This is a genomic window from Aquimarina ulvae (assembly GCF_053613295.3).
Genome location: NZ_JBSIBP030000005.1, coordinates 67,788 through 93,442, shown reverse-complemented (window position 1 = coordinate 93,442; position 25,655 = coordinate 67,788). Strand labels below are relative to the sequence as shown.

Annotated in this window: 22 protein-coding genes and 1 tRNA gene; 3 read left to right on the top strand and 20 right to left on the bottom strand. The window is 33.3% G+C overall.

Annotation, left to right across the window (positions count from 1 at the left end; all coding sequences use genetic code 11):
- Nucleotides 1–35 precede the first annotated feature (35 nt).
- The 20 genes from lepB to ACWGOQ_RS12245 form a co-directional block, all read right to left on the bottom strand.
- Nucleotides 36–1,610, bottom strand: a complete 1,575-nt coding sequence (gene lepB / locus ACWGOQ_RS12340) for a signal peptidase I (protein WP_452058456.1) — start codon at nt 1,608–1,610, stop codon at nt 36–38.
- Between the two features lie 159 nt (nt 1,611–1,769).
- On the bottom strand, nt 1,770–2,468 hold the full coding sequence (gene dapB, locus ACWGOQ_RS12335) for a 4-hydroxy-tetrahydrodipicolinate reductase (RefSeq protein WP_452058455.1): 699 nt from the start codon (nt 2,466–2,468) through the stop codon (nt 1,770–1,772).
- Between the two features lie 26 nt (nt 2,469–2,494).
- Nucleotides 2,495–3,097, bottom strand: a complete 603-nt coding sequence (locus tag ACWGOQ_RS12330; RefSeq protein WP_452058454.1) for a DUF5683 domain-containing protein — start codon at nt 3,095–3,097, stop codon at nt 2,495–2,497.
- Complete coding sequence (locus tag ACWGOQ_RS12325) at nt 3,087–3,992, bottom strand: ParB/RepB/Spo0J family partition protein (RefSeq protein ID WP_452058453.1); 906 nt, start codon at nt 3,990–3,992, stop codon at nt 3,087–3,089. Before ACWGOQ_RS12325 ends, ACWGOQ_RS12330 begins: the two co-directional genes overlap by 11 nt.
- Nucleotides 3,993–3,998: 6 nt before the next feature.
- Nucleotides 3,999–4,763: a ParA family protein gene (locus tag ACWGOQ_RS12320; protein WP_452058452.1), complete on the bottom strand. Its 765-nt coding sequence runs from the start codon at nt 4,761–4,763 to the stop codon at nt 3,999–4,001.
- A 133-nt stretch (nt 4,764–4,896) separates the two neighbouring features.
- Complete coding sequence (locus tag ACWGOQ_RS12315) at nt 4,897–7,752, bottom strand: M16 family metallopeptidase (RefSeq protein WP_452058451.1); 2,856 nt, start codon at nt 7,750–7,752, stop codon at nt 4,897–4,899.
- A gap of 310 nt (nt 7,753–8,062) precedes the next feature.
- Nucleotides 8,063–8,944, bottom strand: coding sequence for an SDR family oxidoreductase (locus tag ACWGOQ_RS12310; protein ID WP_452058450.1), 882 nt, complete (start codon nt 8,942–8,944; stop codon nt 8,063–8,065).
- A 261-nt stretch (nt 8,945–9,205) separates the two neighbouring features.
- A complete protein-coding gene (locus ACWGOQ_RS12305) occupies nt 9,206–10,483 on the bottom strand; it encodes a CoF synthetase (RefSeq protein ID WP_452058449.1) in 1,278 nt (425 codons plus the stop codon).
- A 65-nt stretch (nt 10,484–10,548) separates the two neighbouring features.
- Nucleotides 10,549–11,598 (bottom strand): sugar-transfer associated ATP-grasp domain-containing protein, encoded by a 1,050-nt coding sequence (locus ACWGOQ_RS12300; RefSeq protein WP_452058448.1) that lies wholly within the window; start codon nt 11,596–11,598, stop codon nt 10,549–10,551.
- 94 nt (nt 11,599–11,692) lie between these two features.
- Nucleotides 11,693–13,828, bottom strand: a complete 2,136-nt coding sequence (scpA, locus tag ACWGOQ_RS12295; protein WP_452058447.1) for a methylmalonyl-CoA mutase — start codon at nt 13,826–13,828, stop codon at nt 11,693–11,695.
- Between the two features lie 2 nt (nt 13,829–13,830).
- Nucleotides 13,831–14,472, bottom strand: a complete 642-nt coding sequence (locus tag ACWGOQ_RS12290) for a hypothetical protein (protein WP_452058446.1) — start codon at nt 14,470–14,472, stop codon at nt 13,831–13,833.
- A 106-nt stretch (nt 14,473–14,578) separates the two neighbouring features.
- On the bottom strand, nt 14,579–15,199 hold the full coding sequence (locus ACWGOQ_RS12285) for a hypothetical protein (RefSeq protein WP_452058445.1): 621 nt from the start codon (nt 15,197–15,199) through the stop codon (nt 14,579–14,581).
- A gap of 93 nt (nt 15,200–15,292) precedes the next feature.
- A complete protein-coding gene (locus ACWGOQ_RS12280) occupies nt 15,293–16,669 on the bottom strand; it encodes a methylmalonyl-CoA mutase subunit beta (RefSeq protein ID WP_452058444.1) in 1,377 nt (458 codons plus the stop codon).
- Nucleotides 16,662–17,021, bottom strand: a complete 360-nt coding sequence (locus tag ACWGOQ_RS12275; protein WP_452058443.1) for an FtsB family cell division protein — start codon at nt 17,019–17,021, stop codon at nt 16,662–16,664. The genes ACWGOQ_RS12280 and ACWGOQ_RS12275 overlap by 8 nt, the downstream gene beginning before the upstream one ends.
- 36 nt (nt 17,022–17,057) lie before the next feature.
- Entirely contained in the window at nt 17,058–17,666 is a 609-nt protein-coding gene (gene udk, locus ACWGOQ_RS12270; protein ID WP_452058737.1) for a uridine kinase, read from the bottom strand.
- Nucleotides 17,667–17,760: 94 nt separating this feature from the next.
- Entirely contained in the window at nt 17,761–18,846 is a 1,086-nt protein-coding gene (locus ACWGOQ_RS12265; protein WP_452058442.1) for an anhydro-N-acetylmuramic acid kinase, read from the bottom strand.
- Between the two features lie 44 nt (nt 18,847–18,890).
- Nucleotides 18,891–19,643, bottom strand: a complete 753-nt coding sequence (locus ACWGOQ_RS12260; RefSeq protein ID WP_452058441.1) for a hypothetical protein — start codon at nt 19,641–19,643, stop codon at nt 18,891–18,893.
- A 135-nt stretch (nt 19,644–19,778) separates the two neighbouring features.
- Entirely contained in the window at nt 19,779–20,261 is a 483-nt protein-coding gene (locus ACWGOQ_RS12255; RefSeq protein ID WP_452058440.1) for a c-type cytochrome, read from the bottom strand.
- Between the two features lie 3 nt (nt 20,262–20,264).
- Nucleotides 20,265–21,386, bottom strand: coding sequence for a PQQ-dependent sugar dehydrogenase (locus tag ACWGOQ_RS12250; protein ID WP_452058439.1), 1,122 nt, complete (start codon nt 21,384–21,386; stop codon nt 20,265–20,267).
- Between the two features lie 44 nt (nt 21,387–21,430).
- A complete protein-coding gene (locus ACWGOQ_RS12245) occupies nt 21,431–23,713 on the bottom strand; it encodes a TonB-dependent receptor domain-containing protein (RefSeq protein ID WP_452058438.1) in 2,283 nt (760 codons plus the stop codon).
- A gap of 99 nt (nt 23,714–23,812) precedes the next feature.
- Here ACWGOQ_RS12245 and ACWGOQ_RS12240 point away from each other — a divergent pair, with 99 nt between their 5' ends.
- From ACWGOQ_RS12240 to ACWGOQ_RS12230, 3 genes are all read left to right on the top strand, one after another.
- Nucleotides 23,813–24,427, top strand: a complete 615-nt coding sequence (locus tag ACWGOQ_RS12240) for a hypothetical protein (RefSeq protein ID WP_452058437.1) — start codon at nt 23,813–23,815, stop codon at nt 24,425–24,427.
- Between the two features lie 75 nt (nt 24,428–24,502).
- Nucleotides 24,503–24,577, top strand: a tRNA-Pro gene (locus tag ACWGOQ_RS12235).
- A gap of 537 nt (nt 24,578–25,114) precedes the next feature.
- Complete coding sequence (locus ACWGOQ_RS12230) at nt 25,115–25,654, top strand: NADPH-dependent FMN reductase (RefSeq protein ID WP_452058436.1); 540 nt, start codon at nt 25,115–25,117, stop codon at nt 25,652–25,654.
- The last annotated feature ends 1 nt before the right edge of the window (nt 25,655 follow it).

Genomic DNA, 25,655 nt, shown 5'->3' with positions numbered 1-25,655 from the left:
ATTTAAGGCTGTTATTAATAAAAACTTCTGAAAAATTAACTTTTTGCAGCCTTCTTTCTTTTTCTATACTTACTAAAAATAATCCAACCCACTAAAGCAATTAAGAAGTAATAGAAATACGATACGGGCTTACCACTACCTCCAACAGTAGTGAACAAGCGTTCCCACCGAATTTTATTAAACAGTCCTTTGGCATTGCTATCCCAACTCATCCAGATAAAAACAGGCTTCCCTACAATATGATTTGCTGGAACGTATCCCCAAGCTCTACTATCTTCACTGTTATGACGGTTGTCTCCCATCATCCAATAATAATTTTGCTTGAAGGTGTAGCTATCGATTGGGTTACCATTTAATAATACCTGAGTACCATTTACAGTTAGCTTATTATCAATCCCCATTTCAGAACCTTCGTACACTTCGATAATCCTACGGTATAAAGAAAAACTTTTCAGATCCATTTTAACTGTTTTACCAGCTTCAGGAATATAGATTGCACCAAAATTATCTCTATTCCAATTCACTTTTCCATTGTTAGGAAAGATACCAGGCTCTTTTATGCTAGGTGATAATATGGACCTTTCAAGGCTCGCAACATTAGGATGATTTTTGAATTTAGCAGCAGCCTCATTAGTTAAGCCTCCTAATTGAAATAGTTCATTATTGTAGGCAAATTCATTTGATTTTATTTTATAACGTTTGTAAAGGTTATCTGGATTAAAACTTTTTCCTTTAGTTCGGCCTTCGTATGAAAACTGTAGTTGTGCTCTATCTGGTAATTCTGTTTGTTTTCCATTAATATATACATATCCGTCAACTACAGTTAAAGAATCACCAGGGATACCTACACAACGTTTTACATAATTCGATTTTTTATCAATAGGTTTATAAACGTGTATTCCAGAAGGGTCTCTAAAAAAACGTACCGTATCGACAGGCCAGCTAAATACTACTATATCATTTCGTTTGATATTCTGAAAGCCTGGTAATCTAAAATAAGGATATTGTATGTCGCTATTGTACGACTTTGTCTTTACCACAGGGATGGTATCGTGTACCATAGGGAAAGAAATTGCTGTCATTGGAGTTCTGGCACCGTAATGAAACTTGCTTACAAATAAGAAATCACCTACTAATAAGGTTCTCTCTAAAGATCCAGTTGGGATGGTGTAGGGTTGCATAAAATAAGTGTGTACCAATGTGGCCGCTACTACAGCAAACAGAATAGAACTAATCCATTCTCCACTACTGGTTCTGGGTTTAAGATCTCTATCCTGAATATAAGAGACATTCAGCATATAATTTACATAGTAAATATATAGGCCCAATGTTGCGATAACTAAAATAGTATCGGTAGTCGTGTTTTTACCAAAACTTCTTATGGTTTCTACCCATACTACAGGAAGCATAATTACATTGATTACAGGAATAAATAGCAAAATAACCCACCACCACGGTCGATTGATTATTTTCATTAATATCACAGCATTGTAAATTGGAACTGCTGCTTCCCACGCTTTTCTTCCTGCTTTTACATATAATTTCCAGGTTCCTAAGAAATGTACTACTTGTACTGCAAGGAAAAAAATTAACCATTCTGATAGAGTCATTCTTTTAATGTTTTTAATATAAGTGTATGTAACTCTAAAAGTGTTACATTTTTATTCCACATTGTGGAGTTTAATTATCTACGTCTTCGTCTATATTAAAAAATATAGTTTTCAACCCAATGTCCCTTAGCGTGCACCAAGAGCGGTTGAATATTCTGATTATAATCCAAGAACGTCTTTCATTCCAAAAACCCCTGTTTTGCCATATAACCATTCTGCAGCTACTACCGCCCCAAGTGCAAACCCTCGACGATTATGAGCTGTATGTTTGATTTCTATGTCATCTACTTCAGATGTATAGGTGACTGTATGTGTGCCAGGAACGTTTTCGATTCTTTTCGCTACAATTGAGATGTTTTTTTCATCTCCTTGATCTAATAGCCAACCACCTTTATCCGTGTTTTCTATAATGCCTTCTGCTAAGGTGATGGCTGTGCCACTGGGAGCATCCAATTTTTGAGTATGATGAATTTCTTCCATCTGGATGTCATAGCCTTCTACAGAACTCATCATTTTGGCTAGTTTTTTATTTAATTCAAAAAATAAATTAACGCCTAGGCTATAATTTGAGGCATATATGAACCCACCTTTTTTTTCATTACACAAGGATATGATGTGGTCATAATGATCTAACCAGCCTGTGGTTCCCGAAACAATAGGTACACCAGAATTAAAACAGTTAGTAATATTATCTACGGCTGCAGAAGGAATACTGAAATCTATAGCAACATCGGCAATGGATAGATCATATTCTGTATCGTCTTTGTCTAGAGTAACTACAATAGTATGACCTCTTTGTGTTGCTATTTTTTCTATGGTTTTACCCATTCTGCCATATCCAAGTAGCGCAATTTTCATGTGTTATTCTTGTTGGTTATTAAGTTTTAAAAACTATAGTTTAGTGACATCCCATAATTCGGTTTGGCATCAAACTGATTAAAATTTATTTTAGGTTCGAACGAAAGATCTTTAGAAACGTTGAACTGTTGAAGATGAGCAGTAACATTGGCGTCAATTATGTTTAAAACATATAAGCCTACGGTAATAAGTAATGATAATTCCTGATCTTTTCTAAATCGTCTTTGCAAATCAATCAATTGGTCATCAGAAAAACCAGCAAAATCAAGGTTATTCGGATCAACTCCAGACAACCTTGCTTTGTAAACATCTCTGAGCTCATTGTAAATATTATTATTGTCTATATAAAAGTAAATACCAGTACCTAGGGCACCATATACAATAGGTATTTTCCAATATTTACCGGTATATGCTTGTCCTAATCCCGGTAATATAGCGGAGTAAAAGGCCGCACGAGCAGGAGCCAAAGGCTCATAAGGCCTTATTTTTTTACTTCTTTTTTTCTTTTTTTTAACAGCTACCTCTTCTGTAACGACTTTCAGTTCTTCACTCTCATTTTCTTCTTGAGAAAAACTAGTATGAACACAAAAAAACAGGAATAAAATAATATAAAATGACTTAGTTTTCACTATCAATAAGTTTCTTTAGGCGTTTAAAATCTTCTTCAGAAGAAAATGGGATGATTAATTTCCCTCGTCCATTACTGGAAACTTTTACATCAATCTTAGCTCCGAAATATTCAGAGAAATCTTTGATTCCTTTTAGTATATATGGAGGTGCTTTACTTTCCGATTTTTCAGTAGTAGGATTTTCTTCTTTATTATGTAAAGACCGAACTAATTTCTCAGTGTTACGAACGGATAAAGAATCTCCAATAATTTTTTCATAGATATCAAGCTGTTGTCGCTGATCTTCTATATTGATCAATGCTCTACCATGACCCATCGTGATAAACCCATCTCGAATACCAGTTTGTACAATAGGATCTAATTTTAATAATCTTAAGTAATTAGCGATAGTTGATCTTTTTTTACCTACACGATCACTTAATTGTTCTTGAGTTAATTGAATCTCATCAATTAATCTCTGATACGATAATGAAATCTCTATAGGGTCTAGATCCTGACGTTGGATGTTTTCTACCAGTGCCATTGTCAGTGATTCCTGATCATTAGCAATACGAATATACGCAGGGATAGTTTTTAACCCAACTAATTTTGATGCACGAAAACGTCGCTCTCCACTTACTAGCTGATACTTGTTAAAATCTAATTTTCTAACGGTAATTGGTTGTATAACGCCAATCTCTTTTATGGAAGTCGCAAGTTCCTGAAGTGTTTCGTCATTAAAACTTGTACGTGGTTGAAAGGGATTTACCTCAATACTGTTGAGATCCAATTCTATTATATTTCCAACGACTTTGTCAGCATTTTTGTCATCTGCTGATTTGATATCATTTTCCGGATCTTTAAGTAAAGCTGATAACCCTCTACCTAAAGCTTGTTTTTTTGTTGCCTTCGCCATGAATCCTTAACTATTTTTCTTTATAATCTCGTGCGCCAAACTTAAGTAATTACTGGCACCTTTACTAGAAGCATCGTAATTTATTATACTCTCACCATAACTAGGTGCTTCGCTTAAACGTATATTTCGCTGAATGATTGTTTTAAAAACCATTTCGTTAAAATGTTTCTGTACTTCCTCAACCACTTGATTGGATAATCGCAATCTCGAATCATACATAGTTAGTAGTAACCCTTCGATATCCAGCTGTTGGTTATGAATTTTCTGAACACTTTTGATTGTATTTAACAATTTTCCTAATCCTTCCAAAGCAAAATATTCACACTGAATCGGAATAATCACAGAGTCTGATGCGGTAAGCGCATTTAGTGTAAGTAGTCCGAGAGATGGTGCACAATCTATTAAAATATAATCGTAATCCGATGCAAGTCCTTCTACAGCTTTCTTTAGCATGTATTCTCGTTCATCTTTATCTACCAGTTCAATCTCAATAGCTACCAGATCAATGTGTGCTGGTATGATATCTACATTAGGAGAGTTGGTTTCTAAAATGGCTTCTGCAGGTTTAATAGTATGTTCCAGAATTTGATAGGTTCCTTTTTCAATACTTTCTACATCCAGACCCAATCCTGAAGTGGCATTGGCTTGAGGATCGGCGTCTATTAGTAATACCTTTTTCTCTAATACTCCTAGAGAAGCGGCTAAATTTACAGAAGTGGTTGTTTTACCAACACCACCTTTTTGATTGGCAATCGCTATTATTTTACCCATTGGGGGAGATTTGGATTTAAGCGATAAAAATACAATTAATTATACATTATAAAAATGAAAAATATTAACAGTTTCTAATAAAAAAGGCCAGCAGCTGAAACTGATGGCCTTTGGATCATATATTATGTTTAAATTATTTTTTTTCTGGCATTAATACGCCTAAAATATACCCTGTGTCTATATATTTTTTGGCCACGTTTTGAATGTCTTGTTTGGATAACTTAGCAATAGTTTTAGCATAAGTTTCTCCAATTTCTATAGGGGTTTGATTATAATCAGCGTTTTGAAGATTGCTTAACCAAAAAGAGTTTTGTTTGCTTTTTTCCTTGTAATCTAACAATCTAGATTCTTTAATCTTATTTAAATCTTTTTCCGTTGGTCCTTCGTTTATAATGGTTTTTACTTCCTTAATGGCAGCATCCGTTAGTTTTTTTACATTTTCAGGTCCGCAAGGAAAGCTAATACTAAAATTATAACTTCCATAAGGTAGTTTATTGAGTCTACCTCTAGCACCAACGCCATATACGCCTCCCTCTTCTTCACGAAGTTTTTCGATTAATTTTATCGAAAGAATTTCTCCTAGGGCTTTCATAGCTAAATCCTCTGATTTACTATATTCTGTCTCGCCTCTCCAAATAATATTTACAGAACTTTTAGGATCTTTACCCTTATATACTGTTTTCTCGTGAGCACCTGATAGAGGTCTAAAATCAGTTATGTTGTAGGCTTCACTTTTACCAATATCTGGCAAACTAGCAATATACTTTTCTGCATATTCTTTTAGTTTGGTGTCATCAACATTTCCAACAAAATAAAAATTGAAACCACCTGCACCCGCAAATCTTTCCTTATATTTTTTATAAGCTAGTTCATAATTTACAGCGTCTAATTTTTCAGAAGTAGGAAAACCGGTATATCTAGGGTTTTTCCCGAATTGAAATTTATTAAATTCCTCACGGAAATAGTTCTGAGGATTAGAAAGGTAATTTGTTAAAAAACCTTTTTGTTTTTCCAGATCTGATCTGAAAGCCTTCTCATCTTTATTTACATCTGTAAAGTATAAATATACTTGCTGAAACAGTGTTTCAAGGTCCTTAGGAGTTGTCGACCCGTTAAATCCTTCAGAGATTCCTCCAATATAAGGGCGTAGTCTAACAATTTTACCAGACATAAATTTATTCATGTCATTTAGAGAAAGACCGCCTAAACCAGTTTGAGTAACACTACTGCTACCGTATGCTATTTGCATATAGTCTTCGTTGCTGTACAAAGAGCTTCCTCCATAACTAAATGCGGAGAACAATATTTCATCATTTTTAAAATCTGTTTTCTTATAGGTGATTTTTGCTCCGTTGCTTAATTCCAATACAGTAACATCTAGTTTTTCATTCCTTTTAGAAGATATAACTTTTCCTGGAGCAGGCATTTTTTCGATTAAATTCTCACGGACTTCTTTATCGTTATAGTCTTCTATCGCTGAAGTTTCTACTTCTTTTAATAAGGAAAGGATCTCTTCTTTTGTTACTTGCTTTAGACTTTCTTTTTCTGGTCCAGTCATTACGACAGCTCTGTTGTCATCGTGTAAAAAATCTTTAATCAAGCCATTTACTTCCTCTAATGTAATAGTAGGTAATTGTGACATAGTATATTCATATTCCCATTCGATTCCAGGAATTGGTTCTTCTTGCAAGTAGTTATTTATATACTCTCCGATGATACGCGCAGACTCTCTCTTATCCATATCTTTAAATTGCTTTTCCCAATTGGCAGCTATTTCTTTTTTAGCACGTTTCATTTCGCCAGGTTTAAAGCCATATTTTTGAACCCTTTTATTTTCTTGTAGAATTGTTTTTAGGGCATTTAATTGTCCGGTTTCTGATGTGAGGGCAAATGATTGGTAGGCATCCCTATTTCTTGCAAAAGTTCCGCTGTGACTGCTTCCTGCAAATACAAATGGTGGGTTAGGTTTGTTTCTTAACTCATTAAGACGGTTGTTCATCATTTGAGTAAAAACTCCTTCAATTATATTTTTTCTATAATCGGATACTGTGGTCATCGGTTCAGATATTTCTCTATCCTTATATATTAATCTGACAATTGAGTTGGATGCTTCCTTATCTGAAACTACTGCTATTAAGGTTTCCTCGTGATTAGGTGTGTCATATGATTCTCTTTTTTTAGGGGTTTTAGGCATTTTGATGCCACTAAAATGGTCTTTTATCTTTTTTTCCAATGTAGCTACGTCAAGATCCCCGACGGCAACAACAGCCATTAAATCTGGCCTGTACCAGTCTTTATAAAAGCTTCGAACGTCTTCATATTTGAAATTTTCCAAGTTCTTTTTTGTACCAATTGGTAAACGTTCAGAGTATTTAGAATTATATGCTATGATCGGTAAATATTCTTGTAGCATTCGCTCATTAGCGCCTTTACCAAGACGGTATTCTTCTAGTACAACACCTCTTTCTCCATCAATTGCCTCTTCAGTAAGTTCTGCATTGTGCGCCCAATCTTCGATAATCTGAAATCCTTTTTCCAGTTTTTCAGGATCATCACTAGGGATAGGCAGGATGTAAACTGTTTGGTCAAAACTTGTGTAAGCATTAAGATCCGCTCCAAATTTAACACCAATAGTCTGGAGATAATCAATGAGGTCGTTCTTTTTGAAATTCTCAGTTCCGTTAAAGTTCATGTGCTCCATAAAATGAGCAAGGCCTAACTGATTTTCATTTTCCAAAATAGATCCAGCGTTTACAACAAGTCGTAATTCTACTTTGTCTTCGGGTTTTCCATTGTTACGGATGTAATAGGTTAGACCATTATCTAATTTCCCTACTTTCACGTTAGGATCCACTGGAATTTTAGCTTCATTTTTTACATCAGTAGCTGCTCCAAGTTCTTTGTTAGTAGTAGTTTGAGAAATTCCGACAAGTGGAATACTACATAAAAGTGCTCCTATGAATGTGTTAAAAATTGTTTTTCTCTTCATTGATGAATTATTAGTATGAATTAATTTATTTCATTTTGGTAAAAATAGTTAAAACATTTGTTATTGAACTATTTTTTTAGTTGAATAACAAATTGATAAGTCTATTAGTTATGGAATTCCATAATTCATTTGTACTAATAGATTTTATTTTTAGGTACTGCATGTTATTTAAATATGCTCGCATCTAATTATTAGTGTCTTTTGTACCAAAGATGTTACCTCTTAATTTTTGGTTTTTTTCAAAAAAAAAGTGAATATCAGAGAAGAACCCTCATATTCACTAAAATTTCGCCTATTTTTCTAAAATAAATTATTTACCCTTTTTGGCACGGATCGCTGCTTCCAGCATATCCCACATTTGTTCAGGAACTTGATCTAGTAAATTAAACTGTCCAGCTCCTTTTAACCACTCTCCGCCATCCAAAGTGACAACTTCACCGTTAACGTACGCAGAGAAATCAGAAACTAAATACGCTGCTAAATTTGCTAATTCCTGATGCTCTCCTAAACGTTGTAAAGGTACTTTTTTAGAGAGGTCAAATTTATCTTTCATATCACCTGGTAAAAGACGATCCCAAGCGCCTTTTGTCGGAAAAGGTCCGGGAGCAATTGCGTTAAAACGCATTCCATATTTCGCCCATTCTACGGCAAGTGATCTTGTCATGGCTAATACTCCAGCTTTGGCAGTAGCACTTGGAACCACATAGGCAGAACCCGTCCATGCATAGGTGGTCACTATATTTAATACATTTGTATTTTCATATTTTGTATCAATCCAGTGTTTACCAAAAGCAAGTGTACAGTTTTTTGTTCCTTTAAGGACAATATCTATAATGGTATCAAATGCATTAGCCGATAAACGTTCTGTAGGAGAGATGAAGTTTCCTGCAGCGTTATTTAATAATATATCTACGGATCCAAATGCTTCTAAAACCTGATCCTTCATCGCTTCCACCTGATCATAATGCCGCACATCGCATTGAACTGGCAAGCAACTGCCTCCGGTTTCTGCCTCAAGTTCTTTTGCAGTGCCTTGTAGTTTTTCGAGATTACGAGAAGTAATGGCCACTTTAGCGCCAAGCTCCATAAAGTATTTAGTCATTGATTTCCCAAGTCCGCTACCACCTCCGGTAACCACGATGTTTTTTCCTTCCAGTGCTCCATCGCGAAGCATTTTGTCAGTATAGCTCATATGTTTTGTTTTTGTATATCTTTATTTTGGTGAAAGTTATAATTTATATTTAAAAAGCTATGCGTGCATAGCTTTTTAAATATAACGAAATATTAATCTCGATCTTTACAGAACAAATATATCACAATTTCAAATGCAAATCTTTGAGTTTAATTAAATACTCTTAGAGTCGTAATCATTTTTGATTAGAATGTAAGAATAGGTAAGCTTATATTTACTAATATTTATAAGAATTTCGTAAAAGATGCTTGCATTGTTTTGCTAGACTTCAACCATTTCGTTTACCATTACTCTTCTTTTGCCTGATGCTAGTAGTGGGATTTCTGATACATATTCTATTGTTATATTTGCATCTCCTCCTAAATAGGTTTTGAAATGAAAAAGGAGTTCTTCTTCTTTTCTGAAGCTATTATCAGCATTAAGTTTTAAAACATATCCTTTTTCATTCTTTTGAATTAATTGACATTGTGTTAATTGAGGATATTTGTTTACGATCAATACGATATTAAATGAAATGATTTCACCTTTAGTGTTTTTTATACAATCAATTTTTCTTCCTTCAATTCGGGTAAGTACTTTTTTTCCGTCTATTCTATCAAATGAACCAAGATCTCCTGTGTCATATCGAATCATTGGAGTACAGTAATTAAACAGGTCTGTAATTACTATTCTACCAAGGACTCCTTTTTTCACTTGTTCATTTGTATATATATCAAGGATTTCCACATAATAACTCGCTTCATTAATTATAAAGTAGGATTTTCCTTTAGGTTGTTGTGCTATTATTCCATTTTCGATATTAGAATATCTAGAAAGTGGTTCAACTCCAAAATATTTTTTAAGAGATTCTTTTGTGTATTGATTTAGTTTTTCTGAAATAGCTATGATTGATTTTACCGAAGTTATTCTGAAATTGGGATTTTTTCTATCCAAGTGTTTACATATTTTCTCAAAAGCGGACACATACCCCAATAAACAGGGTTTATTCTTGCTTTTCTGTATGGTGTTTAAAAAATTATCGATAAAGGATTCGCTAAGATCGAAGACATCAATCGGTATAATATTTTGCGCAAAATGTGCTAAAAAACTTTTCTTTTTAAAAGCATTCCATAGTCGAAAAAAGTATAGTTTGTTGCCAATTTTATATCCTGTTTCTTTCCAAAAAAATAAATTATCCGCAGTATTACGAATACTTTTGTTTTTATCATGATACATACTAAAAGGGGTTCCAGTAGAACCACTTGTAGATACTGTTTTTTTCTTTTGGTCTATATAAGTTACTGATTGAAAATCAATAAAATTATTTCTGATGCTATTTTTATTTACTACCGGGAAAGAATCAATTAAACACCTTTTATTTTTGTAATATGGTACAGTATTGATAGCATGTTGTAAAATAGTATCTAAATATCTTTCTTTTCTTTTTCTTGCCTTTTCAGATGTGTTATTTGTTATTAAGAATTTGATATCATTGTAATGAGACTTTTTTTTATTTCCTGTTAACCTATCCGCGATCCAGAATAATGTGTTTCTTAACATAATGATTTGGGTTTTAGAAAGAAGAAAGGATTATATCAATAATATTAAAATAATGTATTTATGGACTATGCTTCTTCAAGTATTTCTTCAAATATTGGATGTTTTAAATAACCGCCATATGCTATATCTGGCGTGATAAAGGAATTGTTATCATTTCCTTCTACAATTATTGGTCCACTATCGCTAATAGCAACATCCCAACCAATAATACGATCTGGAATGTATGAAACCACTTTTTTTATTAATATTATAGATTCTTGAAAATATGGAATTACAAACCCATCAAATAATGTATCGGTATCAGGATGTTTTTCTAATTGTTTTCCTCCATATTTCATAAGTTGGTGACTTTTTCCTGATATTTTTCCTTTTTCTAAATCTACCGAGAGGTACATGCCTCCTGAGCTACCATTGTCAACAAAACTACCTCCAAATCCGAATCGCATAAAAGCTGATAAAATGTGTGTTGTTCCTTTTTTATCTATATATGTATCAAAACGTAATGTGTTTATACTGTGTTTGTAAATCTTATTGATCTCAGGATGTTGTGTTATAAATTCTTGATGAATAAACTCACTAGATAATATCTCATTTGTATATTGTTTTACTTCCGTTGTTAGATTATTTTTAGTTAGAAGAAAACATCCCGTTCCTCCCATTCCTGTTGTAGATTTTATAAATAGACTCGTAGTTTTTGTTTTTTTTAAGATCATTTCTATAAAAAGAAGTAATTCTTCTTCTGAATTAACGAAATGGAGTATTGTGTTGAAGTAAAAACGATTTTTATAGTTATAGCTGATTAATTTAGGTGTAGGGAGGTTGTTTTCCTCCATATATAAAGCAAAGGATAGTTTATTTCTCAAAATTGATGAATATTGGAATTTATGGAGATTCTTTGATAAGGTTATTTTATCTACCTCCTTACTGCTTAGATAATCTTTATAGTTTTTAACTTCTTTTCGATATAGAAATTTTCCAAAATAAAAATATGGAATTTCTTTCTTTATGATCCAAAAAAGTAATGATTCTTTTATGATCTTTAAAAGGCTTTTTCTGTTTTCATCAATTAGGATAACAGACATTCTTTTTTTTAAAAGACTCAATTTTGTATTCATAGTGATATTTAACTATAATCATTAATAGTAAATAACTTTTAATAGGTATTGGGGAACATTTTTATAATTGTACTACTATGATCTTATAGTAGTTTTACTCAAATGTAGAAATCAATATGTTAAGTATGGTTATAGCTGCATCACTAATTTTGGTACCGGGACCAAAAATAGCGACGGCACCTTCTTTAAAAAGAAAGTCGTAGTCATCTGGAGGAATAACTCCCCCTACAATTACCATAACATCTTGTCTTCCGTGTTTTTTTAATTCAGCTATAATTTGGGGTACCAAAGTTTTATGTCCTCCAGCTAGTGATGAAACGCCTACAATATGCACATCATTTTCTACAGCTTGTTTGGCCGCCTCTGTTGGTGTTTGGAATAGCGGTCCAATATCTACATCAAAGCCTACATCGGCATAACTCGTAGCTACAACCTTAGCGCCACGATCGTGACCATCTTGCCCCATTTTTGCGATCATAATTCTGGGTCTTCGGCCTTCTAGCTCGGCAAAATGGTTAGCTAGAGCTCTTGCTTTGCTAAAAGATTCATCATTTTTTATTTCTTTTGCATACACTCCTGTAAATGATTTAATTTCTGCTTTGTACCTTCCAAATTCTTTTTCCAAAGCATCACTAATTTCTCCTAATGTAGCTCTTAATCGGGCAGCATCGACAGCTAAAGCTAATAAATTTTTCTCATCATCCTTAGCGGCTATGATTAAATTGTGTAAAGCTTTTTGTACCGCTGCTTCATCTCTTGATTTTTTTACCTGCTGTAGACCTTCAATTTGTTGTTTTCGTACAGATTCATTATCGACTTTTAATGTTGCAATGTGTTCTTCTTCTTCTAGTTGAAATTTGTTAACGCCAACGATTAAATCTTGTTGACTATCAATTCTGGCTTGCTTGCGGGCAGCTGCTTCTTCTATACGCATTTTAGGAATTCCAGCTTCTATGGCTTTTGTCATGCCTCCTAACTTTTCAACTTCTTCTATCAGTTTCCAAGCATTTTCAGCAATGTTATTGGTTAACGATTCTACATAAAAACTTCCTGCCCAGGGATCCACTGTTCGGGTGATCTGTGTTTCTTCCTGGAGGTATATTTGCGTGTTTCTTGCAATTCTGGCCGAAAAATCTGTAGGTAATGCAATAGCCTCGTCTAAGGCATTTGTATGTAAACTTTGTGTTCCTCCAAAAGCAGCAGCACTTGCTTCTATACAGGTTCGGGCTACATTATTAAATGGATCCTGGGCTGTTAAACTCCATCCACTGGTTTGGCAATGCGTTCTAAGCATTAAGGATTTCGGGTTTTTGGGATTGAATTGTTTGATTAGTTTAGCCCATAACATACGTGCAGCTCGCATTTTGGCAATTTCCATAAAATGATTCATTCCTATTGCCCAGAAAAATGATAAACGTGGAGCAAAAGAGTCAATATCTAATCCTGCTTCTATTCCTTTCCTTATATATTCCAAACCATCCGCTAGGGTATATGCTAATTCAATATCGCAAGTTGCTCCCGCTTCTTGCATGTGATAACCCGAAATACTAATTGGATTGAATTTAGGCATGTTTTTAGAGCAATATCTAAAAATATCACTAATAATACGCATCGATGGAGTGGGAGGGTAAATATAGGTATTGCGTACCATAAATTCCTTCAAAATATCATTCTGAATAGTTCCTGATAACAATTTTTTATCGACTCCTTGTTCTTCTGCCGCTACAATATAAAAAGCCATTATGGGCAAAACTGCTCCATTCATGGTCATCGATACGGACATCTTGTCTAAGGGTATTTGGTCAAAGAGTACTTTCATATCTTCGACTGTATCAATGGCAACTCCAGCCATTCCTACATCACCAAATACTCTTTCGTGATCACTGTCATATCCGCGATGTGTAGCAAGGTCAAAAGCAACCGACAATCCTTTCTGTCCTGCAGCAAGGTTTCGACGATAAAAAGCATTACTTTCTTCTGCTGTAGAAAACCCTGCATATTGTCTTATGGTCCATGGTCTTCTGACATACATAGTCGAATAAGGACCTCTTAAATAAGGAGGAATTCCTGCTACAAAATTTAGATGAGTCAGATTTTTTATATCGTTATGATCATATTCAGCCTTTATTTGAATTCCTTCTGAGGTAGTAACAGTTTTCTTTTCTTTATAAGTTCTGGATGTCTTTTGCTCATCATTAAGTGTAATATGTTGGATGTTTTTTCTAGTCATTTCTAAAACTTCATTTTTTCAATATACCTATCAAAATTAATTTCGAAGGGAGTTGTGAGGTTGATCATAAATGTTTGTTTATCGGCAGTAATAATGTAGAAATTACTAAAAACCCGAATATTTTCTTTTAGATTATCTACCTGAAATATAGATCGGAACAGGGTAAAATCCTTATTTTTTATATAAGCAGCCTTAAGTTTTTTAAAATTTAGGTTAGTCATTAGGCGTACTTGGTTATTTTTTTGTTTGATAAAAGAAAGTAGCATCTTAGCATCCCGTTTACTAAAATTCATAAACGGAAGTGTATTTACGGTATATATAGCCTTTGTAGATGGGCTGAAGAATAGATAAAAAGAGTCTTCAATGTCCCTTAAACTCTTTAATCGCAATATCTCATTTTTTACTTGTACCGTTGTTAGACAGGAGTCTAGTATCTTTCTATATTTCTCTAGCGAAAATTGTTTAAATCCTTCTGGCAGAAAAGTTTTAACTGTCTCATTTTGTAAATTAAAAAAGGAGCCTTCTACTATTTCTGTAGTATTAGTCTTTGATTTTTCGATCCAATTTTGGGTTTCCTGTATCACCGTATTACAAGAAATTAAAATTAATAAAGAACCAATAAGAAGATGTTGTCTTATCCTCATTGAAGAAAATCATTAGTAAAAATGTAAAATTACGGTTTTATTAATGATCTATTTTAGAAAATGGTAATTATGTAAGCAGTTTTGTGGAGAATGTTGAAATTATCCGTTATCCAAAGGCTTTTTCGATCACCATGAGTATAGAGTAATAAATATCAAAAGCTATAAACTTTTTTATTTCCGGAGTACCAAACTTTTTGTCAGTAATATAATAAATTCGTTGTGCAATGAGAGATGTGCTTACATTTCCATCTTCCTCTAATGTGTTTATAATATCTTTAAAGTCATTACTATCACTGTTGTTTTTTAAACATTGAATGAGACCTCCTCTATAATTAAATATCAAAATTTCTTCTTCTTTATTGGAAGGGGTAGTAGGTGGTAATGGTTTTTTTATAGCTTCTTGATTTTCGTATTCACTGAGTTTTACCCAAATGGAATTTGGATCATTTGATTTCTTTTTAAAAACCCTCGCGAGTTGAATGGAGTTATCTGATGGTAATTTTCTTAAATCCAAAGATAAACTAGCTACTTCAGCTAAAAAAGTACGGTATGTTTTTATGGAGTCATTTCCAAATTTGTAGTAAGCAAACAAATCATTTTCAAAAGAATCAAAAGCTTTAGAGTAAAGTCCACTGCGATCTACACCAAGACAGTTAAAATCATTTTGGGAGTAACAAATGGATGTTAGCAGTAATAAAGTTATTAATCTAATTCTAGATCTAATCATTAGGGGCATCGATTAAGATTTAGTTTTGTTAAATAAATGGTGATTAAGTGTTAATTTTTGCGAAAGTTAACAATAAATTATGAATTAATTGTGTCATAGTAGTTTTTTCTCCATTTTTTCGCACAGTCTTCTTCTTATGATTGGATTTACCAAAGTTTTTCTCTGTACCATTTCTAGAAAAGGGTTTTTCTGCAATCTTGGAGTTACTTCATCGGTGTTCTGGTATTTATTAGTTCCGGTTAAAATAAGCTCTTCGTTATCAAAAAGTTCCTGTTCTTTATCAGCACTTTCTTTTATTTTTTTCTGGATTGTTCCTTCTTTTAGTTGTTTCAAAAATCCTCCTGCTTTCTCTATGTTTTTGAATAATACCAAGGCTTTATCTGCCAACTGATTCGTTAAACTTTCAATATAATAAGATCCAGATGCTGGATTATTTACAATATCAAAATAGCTCTCGTTTTTTAGAATCAACAATTGATTTATTGCTATTCTTGTACCAAAATCATTTTCTTCGTTATATATATCATCATACCGCAAATTATGAATTGTATCTGCTCCACCTAAGATGGCACTCATACATTCGGTCGTAGTACGTAGCATATTTACATTATAATCTAAAATGGTTTTATTTCTGTGTGAAGGATGTGCGAACACATAACATTTTCTCAACACATTATATTCTGCAGCCAAAGAATTCCACAAAAGCCTTAAAGCTCTTAATTTAGCAATCTCAAAGAAGTAATTTCCTCCAATAGCCACATTAAATATTATTGGTTTATCGAGAAAAGGATTATTCTCTTGATTTTGAAAATAGTTGAGATATTCATTTGCATGGGCGATTCCATAAGCTAATTGCTGGATCATCGTAGCACCGCCATTTTGAAGCAAACTCAGGTCTACACTAATGATATTTTTTAGATGAGTACTTTTATTTACTATGTTTTCTAATTTGGCATGGTCATCTTTTAGGTTTTTGAACCAATTACCACTTTTTGCTACATTACCAATGATATCGGTTAGCACACGAATTGAAAGTTCTGACGTATCAGCGAGTAGATTTAATTTATTAATATAATCCGTTGATAAAAACAACGTTTCTATATGAATAGATGTTTCTCTGGTAATATTCCTAAAGAGTACCGATGGATCAACGTCTTCTTTGTAGATCACAAAATAAATACTTTCTGCTCCTTTTTTAATAGCCTCCAAAGCTTTTGCATTTCCTGCGACTGCATCTGTAACATCAACTTTAATTGAATTTTTCCAAGAAGAAGGGTGGGAGATACTTTTGTTGATCACAGAAATATCTTCAATATCTTCTTCGTTGTAAAAAGGTTTTATGTCAATTCCTTCTAATGACTTATAAATTAATGCTTCGTTGTAATCGGCTCCTTTTAAATCGAACTGAATTTTTTGTTTCCATTCTTTGGCAGAAACTTCATCAAAATCATCAAACAATGTTTTAGTCATTTTTTTCTTTTTTAGGGATACTGTCTTCGTATTCGATTATATAAATTTCTTCATCATCTCGCTTCATAAAATACTCCTCTCTGGCAAACTTTTCCAGTTCATTGCTATCTTTCAGGATTTTAATATCCTTTTGATCTTTAACAATTTCTTTCTTGTAATATTCTTTATTGTCTTTTAGTTCTTTAATTTCTTCATCTAATTCTCTATGAATAAGCCAGGAATTTGTATCCAGAAAAAGAATCCATATCACAAATACGAGGGTTATGAGCACATACTTATTAAAAAATATGGCAAAAACCGGTATCAGCGCAGGAGTATTTCTTAGCTTTTCAAAATAGCGTTTTAGCTTCAATTTAGATCAGTTTTTTAAATTATAAAGGTACAAAAGTTAATTCAAGCGTTCCTTTACAATCGTACGGACAATATCTATAGCTACGTTATTGTAGTTGTTGTTTGGTATTATTAAATCAGCAAACTCTTTTGTTGGATCAATAAACTGTTGATGCATAGGTTTTAGGGTATTTTGATAACGATCTAAAACCTCTTCCATATCTCTACCTCTTTCTGCTATATCACGTTTTAAGCGTCTAATTAGCCGTTCGTCACTATCCGTTTGTACATATATTTTAATATCAAACATCTCACGGATTTGTGGGTTTGTAAGTATCAAAATACCTTCTACGATAATTACTTTACTAGGCTTTGTTTTAATTGTTTCCTTAGTTCTATTGTGTTCTACGAATGAATAGACTGGTTGTTCAATAATTTCACCTTTTCTAAGTGCTTTCAAGTGTTCACCCAATAACTCAAAATCGATGGATTGTGGATGATCGAAGTTGATTTTAGTTCTTTCTTCATATCTTAGATGGCTAGTATCTTTATAGTATGAGTCTTGTGAAATTACACAGACTTCATTTTCTGATAATTCATTTACAATTTGATTTACAACCGTCGTTTTTCCACAACCTGTTCCTCCAGCGATACCAATAATAAGCATTCCCAATAATTTTTGAGCAAATTTAGAAATAGTTATTGAGTTATCGCATTTTTGAGCGATAGAGTTTTTGTGGAATGGGGTCACGAAGTGAAAATTAACTTGGATAATATATTACTCCTGAAGAAGAATCACATTTTGCACCGGTAACAGTATGAAGACAATTGATTTCATTTCTATCTCTTAAAACACCCATAAAGGCAAAAATCAAGGCTTCTTTGAAGTCGACTATATATGTTTCTGGAATGACGACCGAAGAGCATCTTTCTAATTTTTGTTGTAATGTTTCTATTAAAAAATCATTTTTGGCACCTCCGCCAGTGACGAGAAGCGATGAGTTTTGTTTGCCGGTCCTTATTATCGACAAAGCAATTTGTTCTGCTATATGATGCACAGCTGTGTGTAATAAATTTTCTACAGAATCTTTGGTATTACTAATGATCGGCGCTACCTTTTCTAAGAACCATTCGTATCCTAATGATTTTGGATATGATTTATCGTAAAATTGCAGGCTATTCAAAGCTTTTAATACTTTAGTATTCAATCGTCCTCTTCTGGAAAGTTTGCCTCTATCATCAAACTCAAGATTTATTTTAGTGCAAATAAGGTTTAATAACATATTAGCAGGAGAAATGTCGTAAGCAATTCTCGTTCCATCAAGATCAAAAGAAACATTGCTAATGCCTCCTAAATTGAGACAAAAATCGTACTCACGGAACAATAACATATCCCCAATAGGTACTAGCGGCGCTCCCTGACCACCTAGTGCAACATCATTGGTTCTAAAATCACAAATTACTTTTTGATTGCAAGCATTTGCTATATGTTGACCTGAACCAATTTGATAGGTTACTCCAATTTCGGGCTGATGAAATACAGTATGTCCGTGACTTGAAACAAAATCCAAATATATCCCATGGTGGTCAATGAATTCCTTGACTTGTTCACCTAACCAAGTTCCATAATTATTGTGAAATGCTATAAGGCTAGCAGTATCAATATTTACTGCATTTTTTAATTTGGATTTAAGCTTTTTGTCGTAATCAATGCTTTTAGTTTTCTCAATAGAAAATGACCAAAAATTAACATGTTTGGTTATTTCAGCATAGGCAATATCAAGACCATCTAAAGAAGTTCCAGACATTAACCCAATTACTCTATATTTTTTGATAAGTGAAGACATCGATACGCAAACTAGTAAAATAATCTCAACAAAATTATTTTTAGCTAGTTATATTTGTTGATGTATTGAAGTTCAAGTTTTTCTGGATCGATTTTGACAATTGCTTTATTATAGTAAAAATCAATAATTTCGTTTTCAAGATACCTTTTAATTTCGTCTACATTTTCTTTTCCGTATAAGGAAAAGATATAAGCAGCTTCGGCTCTTTTAAATTCGTTGATAAGTTGATCGGGGTTTTTTACCATATCTATGCCTTTGTAAGAATCGAATTTCTTCTTCATCCAGCGGTGACAGGCTAATCGGATTAGGCTTTTTCTTCGCTCCTCAGTTAAATAATTTATTTGTATGCTATTAGATGAATCTCTTTTTTTTGAACGATCTAACAAGGTTCTGGACTTTATATATTGTCGCTCTAGTTTAAAATCGATGCGTTTCATATCTCTTTTCAGCTTTTCTATTACTTCATATAAAGCACCGTTATACATGATGACAAATTCTTCGTAATGATATAAGGCATCTAGGAATCTAATAGCGTTCTTACGATACCTTCTGGGTAGTGGCTGGCTTTTAGCATCTTTAAAAAGTTTATTAAGCCCTACTTGTATTTCCTCGGGTATTCCAGAAAACTTCGGGCTATTTTTTATAGTTCTAAGTTGTGCGGTGATTTGCAATCGGGTACCTTTAAAAACCTCGGACTTGTATCTAAATCGATACTTATTTGGTGAGATATCATCTATTTCTTGATTATAGGCTATAAAGCTTAAAGAAAATAACATAATAAATAGAAGAGATCTCATAAATCGCGATTAAAACAAATTTAATGAAGTTGTTCTGTCGTCATATCAAAAATGTTAACGTAAAGAGCAAGTAGCTTGTTATATGTTTTATGAGAAAGTATCTTAATATCAAGGCAAAACAAAAACCTAATTTTTTTATTTTTTGATAGCGGCAACTTCTTCTGTGGTCACCATTTTCTTTTGTTTATTCCCCCAGCTATTCATAATATAATTCATGACATCTGCAATTTCATCGTCTTCCAGTCCCAATGAGGTCATCGCGCTATTGTAGGGTTGTCCATTAACTTTTATTGGTCCATTTAAACCGAATTTAATCGAATGGATACTTTCTTTACGTTTATTGATTAACCAATCTGAACCTGCTAAAGGAGGAAAAACTTTTGGAGTCCCTTTTCCATTCGGTAAATGACATTGCATACAAAAATCCACATAAATTTCTTCCCCATGAGCAATACTTTTAGCAAGTGTGGTTTCTTGGTAATTTGGATTCATGCTGGCTATATATGCTGTATTAGATGTTCGTGGTTTGGCTAACACCGAAATGCAGCATATAATCGAAATTATCTCTAGGATTAGTATTTGTTTTAGGCGTTTTTTTCTTTTCAATTTTACAAGCATTAATTAAGGTTTTGGGATGATTCTAATAATTCCTTTATTCTCTACAGCGACATAAATAAATCCGTCGGGACCTTCTCGTACATTACGAACCCTGCCTATATCCTCTAAAATTTTTTTCCGTCCAGTAACTTTATCACCATCTAATTCGACTAATTCTAAATATTGAAATTTTAAAGAGCCAACTAATAAGTCATTTTTCCAATCTGGATATTTTTTACTGGTAACAAAGTCCATTCCGCTAGGAGCAATTGAAGGAATCCAATAGTATATTGGTTGTTCCATTCCTTCTTTCGAAGTTATATCGGTAATAGAAGATCCACTATAGTTAATTCCATAGGTGATCACTGGCCATCCATAATTGACGCTTTTTTGTATAATGTTAATTTCGTCACCTCCTCTTGGCCCGTGTTCGTGTACCCATATTTTACCACTAACAGGGTGGATTGCCATGCCTTGAGGGTTTCTATGTCCATAGGAAAAAATAGCTTTTTTTGAGTTGTCCTCATCAATAAAAGGATTATCCTTCGGAATGCTCCCATCGTCGTTTATCCTATATATTTTTCCGCCATCTCTGGTAATATCTTGTGGGTTTTCATCTCTATTGCCTCGATCGCCGATACAAAAATACAGATACCCTTCGTTATCAAATTCTATTCTGGATCCAAAATGATGTCCACGAGTTGTATTAGGTGTTCCTTTATACAATTTTTCAATAGAAACTAGTTTATTATTCTCTAGTTTTGCTCTAATCAATGCAGTATTTCCTCCTTTTTCCGATCCTTCTTTGGAAGAGTATGTCATGTAAATCCATCCATTTTCAAGGTATTTTGGATGTATTTCTATATCTAATAGCCCTCCTTGATTACGGTTGTATACTTCAGGAACATTAGCAATTTGTGTTTTAGTCCCATCTTTAAAGTGAATTAATTCACCACTTTTTTCCGTAATCAGCATACTTCCGTCCGGAAGCCAAACCATACCCCACGGAATTTGCAAATCTGGAACCACAACTTCTGTAACATAATTTTTTGGATCTGGTTGAATTGGTATGTCATTTTTCTTTTCCTGAGCACAGGAAACCAGCGTGCTTAATAATATTATTTTTAGGATTATAAAATTCTTCATGATGATCATTGAGTTTACTTCTGAAAAGTACAAATAATTTTTTTTTATAGTCTATATTTTATGTTAATGCCTCCATACATATTAAAAGGTAAGCCTGGGTAGAAATATCTGGGTAAGTTTCCACCAAACCCTTGAGCATTAATTTGAACCTGAGAGGCATATGAAGTATCTAAAATGTTATTAGCTCCTACAAATAGATCAAACAAGATATGTTGACCAAGTTCCTTTTTATATCCTATTTTACCGTGTAATAATTCATATTGATTATTAAAAATAGTGTTTTGATCATTTGCAGGAATCTTATCAACAATTTGAAAATTAATATTTCCATAGACTCCCTTTTCTGAAATCCAATCAATTCCGGTGTTTAGCACATAAGAAGGTACACCGGTAAGATCGTTGCCCGAGTAATCTGTTTCTAAGTCTACAAATTCATCAAATTTATAATCGTTTACAGTTGCATTTATAAATAGGTTACACTGTGCTTGATCATTTTTAAGTATGCTAAATTGGAGAGATCCTTCTATACCATTATGGACTGCTTTACCGGCATTAACTGCAAATATATTATCTTCTACTGTTCTTCTAGCCACCAACAAATCTTTGACTCTTAATGTATACACCGAAAATGAACCAAACAGTCTGCCTTCTATTAATTTGTATCGAGCGCCTAGTTCGTAGTTCCATCCGATCTCTGGTCGTATTTCTGAATTAAATTTTCCATTTGGTAATAAGGATTCAGTGGTAGTTGGTGTAGAAAACCCATGAGCTATATTTCCAAATAATATGAAATGCATATTTAGGGTGTAGATTATCCCAGCTTTTGGAGATAAAATAGGATCAAAATCAAATTTCCCTGAACTATCATCGCCATTGACTAAAAAAGTATCTTCAATCGTAAAGAATGTCTGATTGAGGTGTATCCCAAAATTCAGTTGGATTTTGTTATTGAGTTTTAGATTAGTTTCTGCAAAAAGATTGTAGTAATTTCTTTTTTCATCCAGATCAGACAATTGTTCTCCAGATACACTACCAGTCCCAATTGGATACACCTCATATAAATTTTCAAAGGTTTTGCTATTATAAAAATCAAGAAAAAGTTCACCACCAGCAGTCCAGTTCCATTTTTTTTTGAAAATAGTCGAATTGCCAACAACTCTGCTTCGGATACCAATGGTGTTTGATGTTTCTTTAAGAATATTAAAAGGTCTTGATTCATCATTATTTCTGAAAGCACTAAAGATACTGGTATGATGAGAAAAATCAGAAGTATACTTGTGCTTCCAGGTAAGACCGAGAATTCCATAATCTACATCTTCGAACGCCTGAGATCTACCCCAAGTAAAAGCAGCTTGTCTGGGAGTGTTTTCAAAATCTTCTTGATCCAAAGAACTGGGGATTCCTGCTTCTAAATTAACATAGCTGGCGAGTAGTGTAAGGTTGTTTTTTTGTCCAATTTTTACCTTAGACGTTGCAGTGATAGTATTTCTGTTGTAGGTGTTATTATCTCGGTATCCTTCTGATTGGTTGTTACTGTAAATAATGGTAAGATTTGATTGTTCTGTTGCGGTTATAATTTTCAAAATATTTCTGCTTAAACCATAACTTCCTAAAGAGCTAGAAAAGGATCCCGTTGTTGTTTGAAAACCTGTAAAGTCTGGCTTTAGCAAGATGGTTCCCCCAAGTCCAACACCATATGAACTGGAAGAAGGGCCTTTATGGATTTCAATTTCTGAAAGTGAAGCTAACTCAAGGTCTTCAATAGAAGATTCCCCATTACCATCTGTTAGCGGGATATCCCCAAAATAAGTTCTGATATTTGCTGTGCCAAATAGATTTCTGGCACCAATTCCTCTGATTGTGATTCGGTTTGTATTTAAAGTTCCACTTTGCATAAATACTCCCGGAACTTTATTTAAAATAGGATGTAATTCTATGGTGTTTCCTCTGTTAAGTTCATTCGTATTCAATATGTTTACGGCATCGGTTGCATATTTTTTTTGGATAGGAATTGATTGACTACTAACCAATACTTCTTGCAATTTATAGAGCTCAGGAACTAGTGATATGGTGATATTCTGGTCATTAGTAATCTTGATTTTTTTAGTAATATAACCAGTAAAGGAAACCTGAAGCGTTCCATTACTTCTAATTTTGAAAGTACCATCGTTTTTAGAAAATACTTTGTGACCAGTTTCAATATCTTCTATAGTAACATTCTCTAGGGGTGAAGATGTGTAGTTATCTATGATATGCCCTGATACATTAAATTGGGCATTTAACATATAACTGATAAAGAAAAAAAGAAGCGCAAGTTTCTTATTCAAAAGGGATTTTTTATCAAATATCGGAAACTATTATAGGATTGATTCTTAAAAATAACTTATAATTGTATCTCAATCAAAAGCGAAATCAAAATAATTATCATGGTTAGAATTATTTTTTTCTTTTTTCTAACGGTTTTCAGTGCGGTATCTTTTGCACAAAGAATCAAAATAGATAAAAATAAATTAGAATTTTTAAAAAGTGAGACTAAGATTGCAGTAAAACTTGCTTTTCCGGAGGATCTGATTATTTATAGCCTCCATCCCGAAAAAGAATTTATTGAAAACATGAAGAAGAAATATGGTAACATTGATACACATAAAGGAGAAGAATGGTTAGAGAACTATGAGTTAGCCAAAAAAGAAACCTGGCGAGATGCCTTTATTGCAGGAGTAAGTGAAAGATTAAAAAAATATAGTGAACTACAGTTCGTAACTACCGAAGAAGTTACAGATTATACGCTAATAGTGGAAGCGGATTGGATATATACTGGTTATGGAGGTAAAGCAGATGTTGGTAGGGAAGAAGGGAAGCTAGAAGCGACACTGCGATTCGTAAAAACTGATCAACCCGATTCATATGTGTATAATACACAGGCACCTAAAGTAATCGGAAACTACGCATATGGAGAGTTTGGAGACATAGAAAGAATAAGAGAATGCTATAATAAACTAGGGTATTTGTTAGAGCTTCAATTAAAACGAATATTGAAATAAAACTTTAAGTAAACTTAGTAGGTTTTACTAAAAGAGTTTACTTATATTTGCACCCGCAAAAGGATAACCTTTTTTCGGGGTGTAGCGTAGCCCGGTTATCGCGCCGCGTTTGGGACGCGGAGGTCGCAGGTTCGAATCCTGCCACCCCGACAAAAAATCCAATCACACAAGTGATTGGATTTTTTATTTAAAAGAAACTGTTTACTTAAAGTTTTCGTTTTAAAATATTTTAGTTGATCGTCAACAATTGGATTTAATGAATATCAATCCTTTTATTAGAATTTGCATAGTTAATCCTACTTCAGTTTTATTATAAATTATTTTAAGATTCACCAAAGAAAATCTGGTCTTTTGGTTTCATTATTTTGATTCTGAAATTATCTAAAATAGAAAGCGTACAATTCTGTGTTTTTTTATATTATAATAGACTCATCCAAATCCGTTTTTGATTAAATATTGATAAACTAGCATCATATGCTAATCTTAAAATGTGTAGATTTAACAAGCCTTAATTACACAACAACAACAACAACAACAAAACTTCAAGTTCAGTTTATGAATGATCCTTAAAAATTCATACTCATAAAGATACAGTTCGTGTAAGAATTCTCAATAATTTAGCCTATTATTATTTGTTTTTGTGGAGGCATTGATTTTAGTTACTTTTGGATACAAATAGGATCCATAATGAAAAATATACTTGCCTTTGCAGGTTCTAATAGTAGTACATCGATTAATCAGAAACTAGTAGAATATATTGCTTCAGAAATAACGAATCATAAAGTTAAAGTGTTAAAACTGGTTAATTACCCAATGCCTATGTATAGCGAGAATGAGGAAAAGAATCAAGGATTTCCTGGCATGACTTTAGGGTTAAAACAAGAAATATCTGAGGCCGATGCCTTGATCATTTCGGTAAATGAGCATAACGGTAGTTGGAGTGCTTTTTTCAAAAATGTCATTGATTGGTTATCTCGGTTGGATCGTAATTTCTTGGAAGGCAAAAAAATATTGTTGATGAGTACCTCTCCTGGTCAACGAGGTGGAATAAACTCTTTAGAATATGCAAAAAATGTACTACCAAGATTTGGTGGAGAAATCATTGAAAGTTTTAGCTTTCCATCCTTTCACACCAACTTTTCTTTAGAAAATAACGAAGTTACTGATGAAACTCTTTTGTTGGGATTGAAAGATGTTCTAAGTACTTTTGCCCAACAAATCAAATAGC

What these genes read in the sequence shown, in the direction of transcription:
- lepB (WP_452058456.1), bottom strand. Translation starts at nt 1,610, where the DNA reads ATGACTCTATCAGAATGGTTAATTTTTTTCCTTGCAGTACAAGTAGTA.
- dapB (WP_452058455.1), bottom strand. Translation starts at nt 2,468, where the DNA reads ATGAAAATTGCGCTACTTGGATATGGCAGAATGGGTAAAACCATAGAA.
- ACWGOQ_RS12325 (WP_452058453.1), bottom strand. Translation starts at nt 3,992, where the DNA reads ATGGCGAAGGCAACAAAAAAACAAGCTTTAGGTAGAGGGTTATCAGCT.
- ACWGOQ_RS12320 (WP_452058452.1), bottom strand. Translation starts at nt 4,763, where the DNA reads ATGGGTAAAATAATAGCGATTGCCAATCAAAAAGGTGGTGTTGGTAAA.
- ACWGOQ_RS12315 (WP_452058451.1), bottom strand. Translation starts at nt 7,752, where the DNA reads ATGAAGAGAAAAACAATTTTTAACACATTCATAGGAGCACTTTTATGT.
- ACWGOQ_RS12310 (WP_452058450.1), bottom strand. Translation starts at nt 8,944, where the DNA reads ATGAGCTATACTGACAAAATGCTTCGCGATGGAGCACTGGAAGGAAAA.
- ACWGOQ_RS12305 (WP_452058449.1), bottom strand. Translation starts at nt 10,483, where the DNA reads ATGTTAAGAAACACATTATTCTGGATCGCGGATAGGTTAACAGGAAAT.
- ACWGOQ_RS12300 (WP_452058448.1), bottom strand. Translation starts at nt 11,598, where the DNA reads ATGAATACAAAATTGAGTCTTTTAAAAAAAAGAATGTCTGTTATCCTA.
- scpA (WP_452058447.1), bottom strand. Translation starts at nt 13,828, where the DNA reads ATGACTAGAAAAAACATCCAACATATTACACTTAATGATGAGCAAAAG.
- ACWGOQ_RS12290 (WP_452058446.1), bottom strand. Translation starts at nt 14,472, where the DNA reads ATGAGGATAAGACAACATCTTCTTATTGGTTCTTTATTAATTTTAATT.
- ACWGOQ_RS12285 (WP_452058445.1), bottom strand. Translation starts at nt 15,199, where the DNA reads ATGATTAGATCTAGAATTAGATTAATAACTTTATTACTGCTAACATCC.
- ACWGOQ_RS12280 (WP_452058444.1), bottom strand. Translation starts at nt 16,669, where the DNA reads ATGACTAAAACATTGTTTGATGATTTTGATGAAGTTTCTGCCAAAGAA.
- udk (WP_452058737.1), bottom strand. Translation starts at nt 17,666, where the DNA reads ATGCTTATTATTGGTATCGCTGGAGGAACAGGTTGTGGAAAAACGACG.
- ACWGOQ_RS12265 (WP_452058442.1), bottom strand. Translation starts at nt 18,846, where the DNA reads ATGTCTTCACTTATCAAAAAATATAGAGTAATTGGGTTAATGTCTGGA.
- ACWGOQ_RS12260 (WP_452058441.1), bottom strand. Translation starts at nt 19,643, where the DNA reads ATGAGATCTCTTCTATTTATTATGTTATTTTCTTTAAGCTTTATAGCC.
- ACWGOQ_RS12255 (WP_452058440.1), bottom strand. Translation starts at nt 20,261, where the DNA reads ATGCTTGTAAAATTGAAAAGAAAAAAACGCCTAAAACAAATACTAATC.
- ACWGOQ_RS12250 (WP_452058439.1), bottom strand. Translation starts at nt 21,386, where the DNA reads ATGAAGAATTTTATAATCCTAAAAATAATATTATTAAGCACGCTGGTT.
- ACWGOQ_RS12240 (WP_452058437.1), top strand. Translation starts at nt 23,813, where the DNA reads ATGGTTAGAATTATTTTTTTCTTTTTTCTAACGGTTTTCAGTGCGGTA.
- ACWGOQ_RS12230 (WP_452058436.1), top strand. Translation starts at nt 25,115, where the DNA reads ATGAAAAATATACTTGCCTTTGCAGGTTCTAATAGTAGTACATCGATT.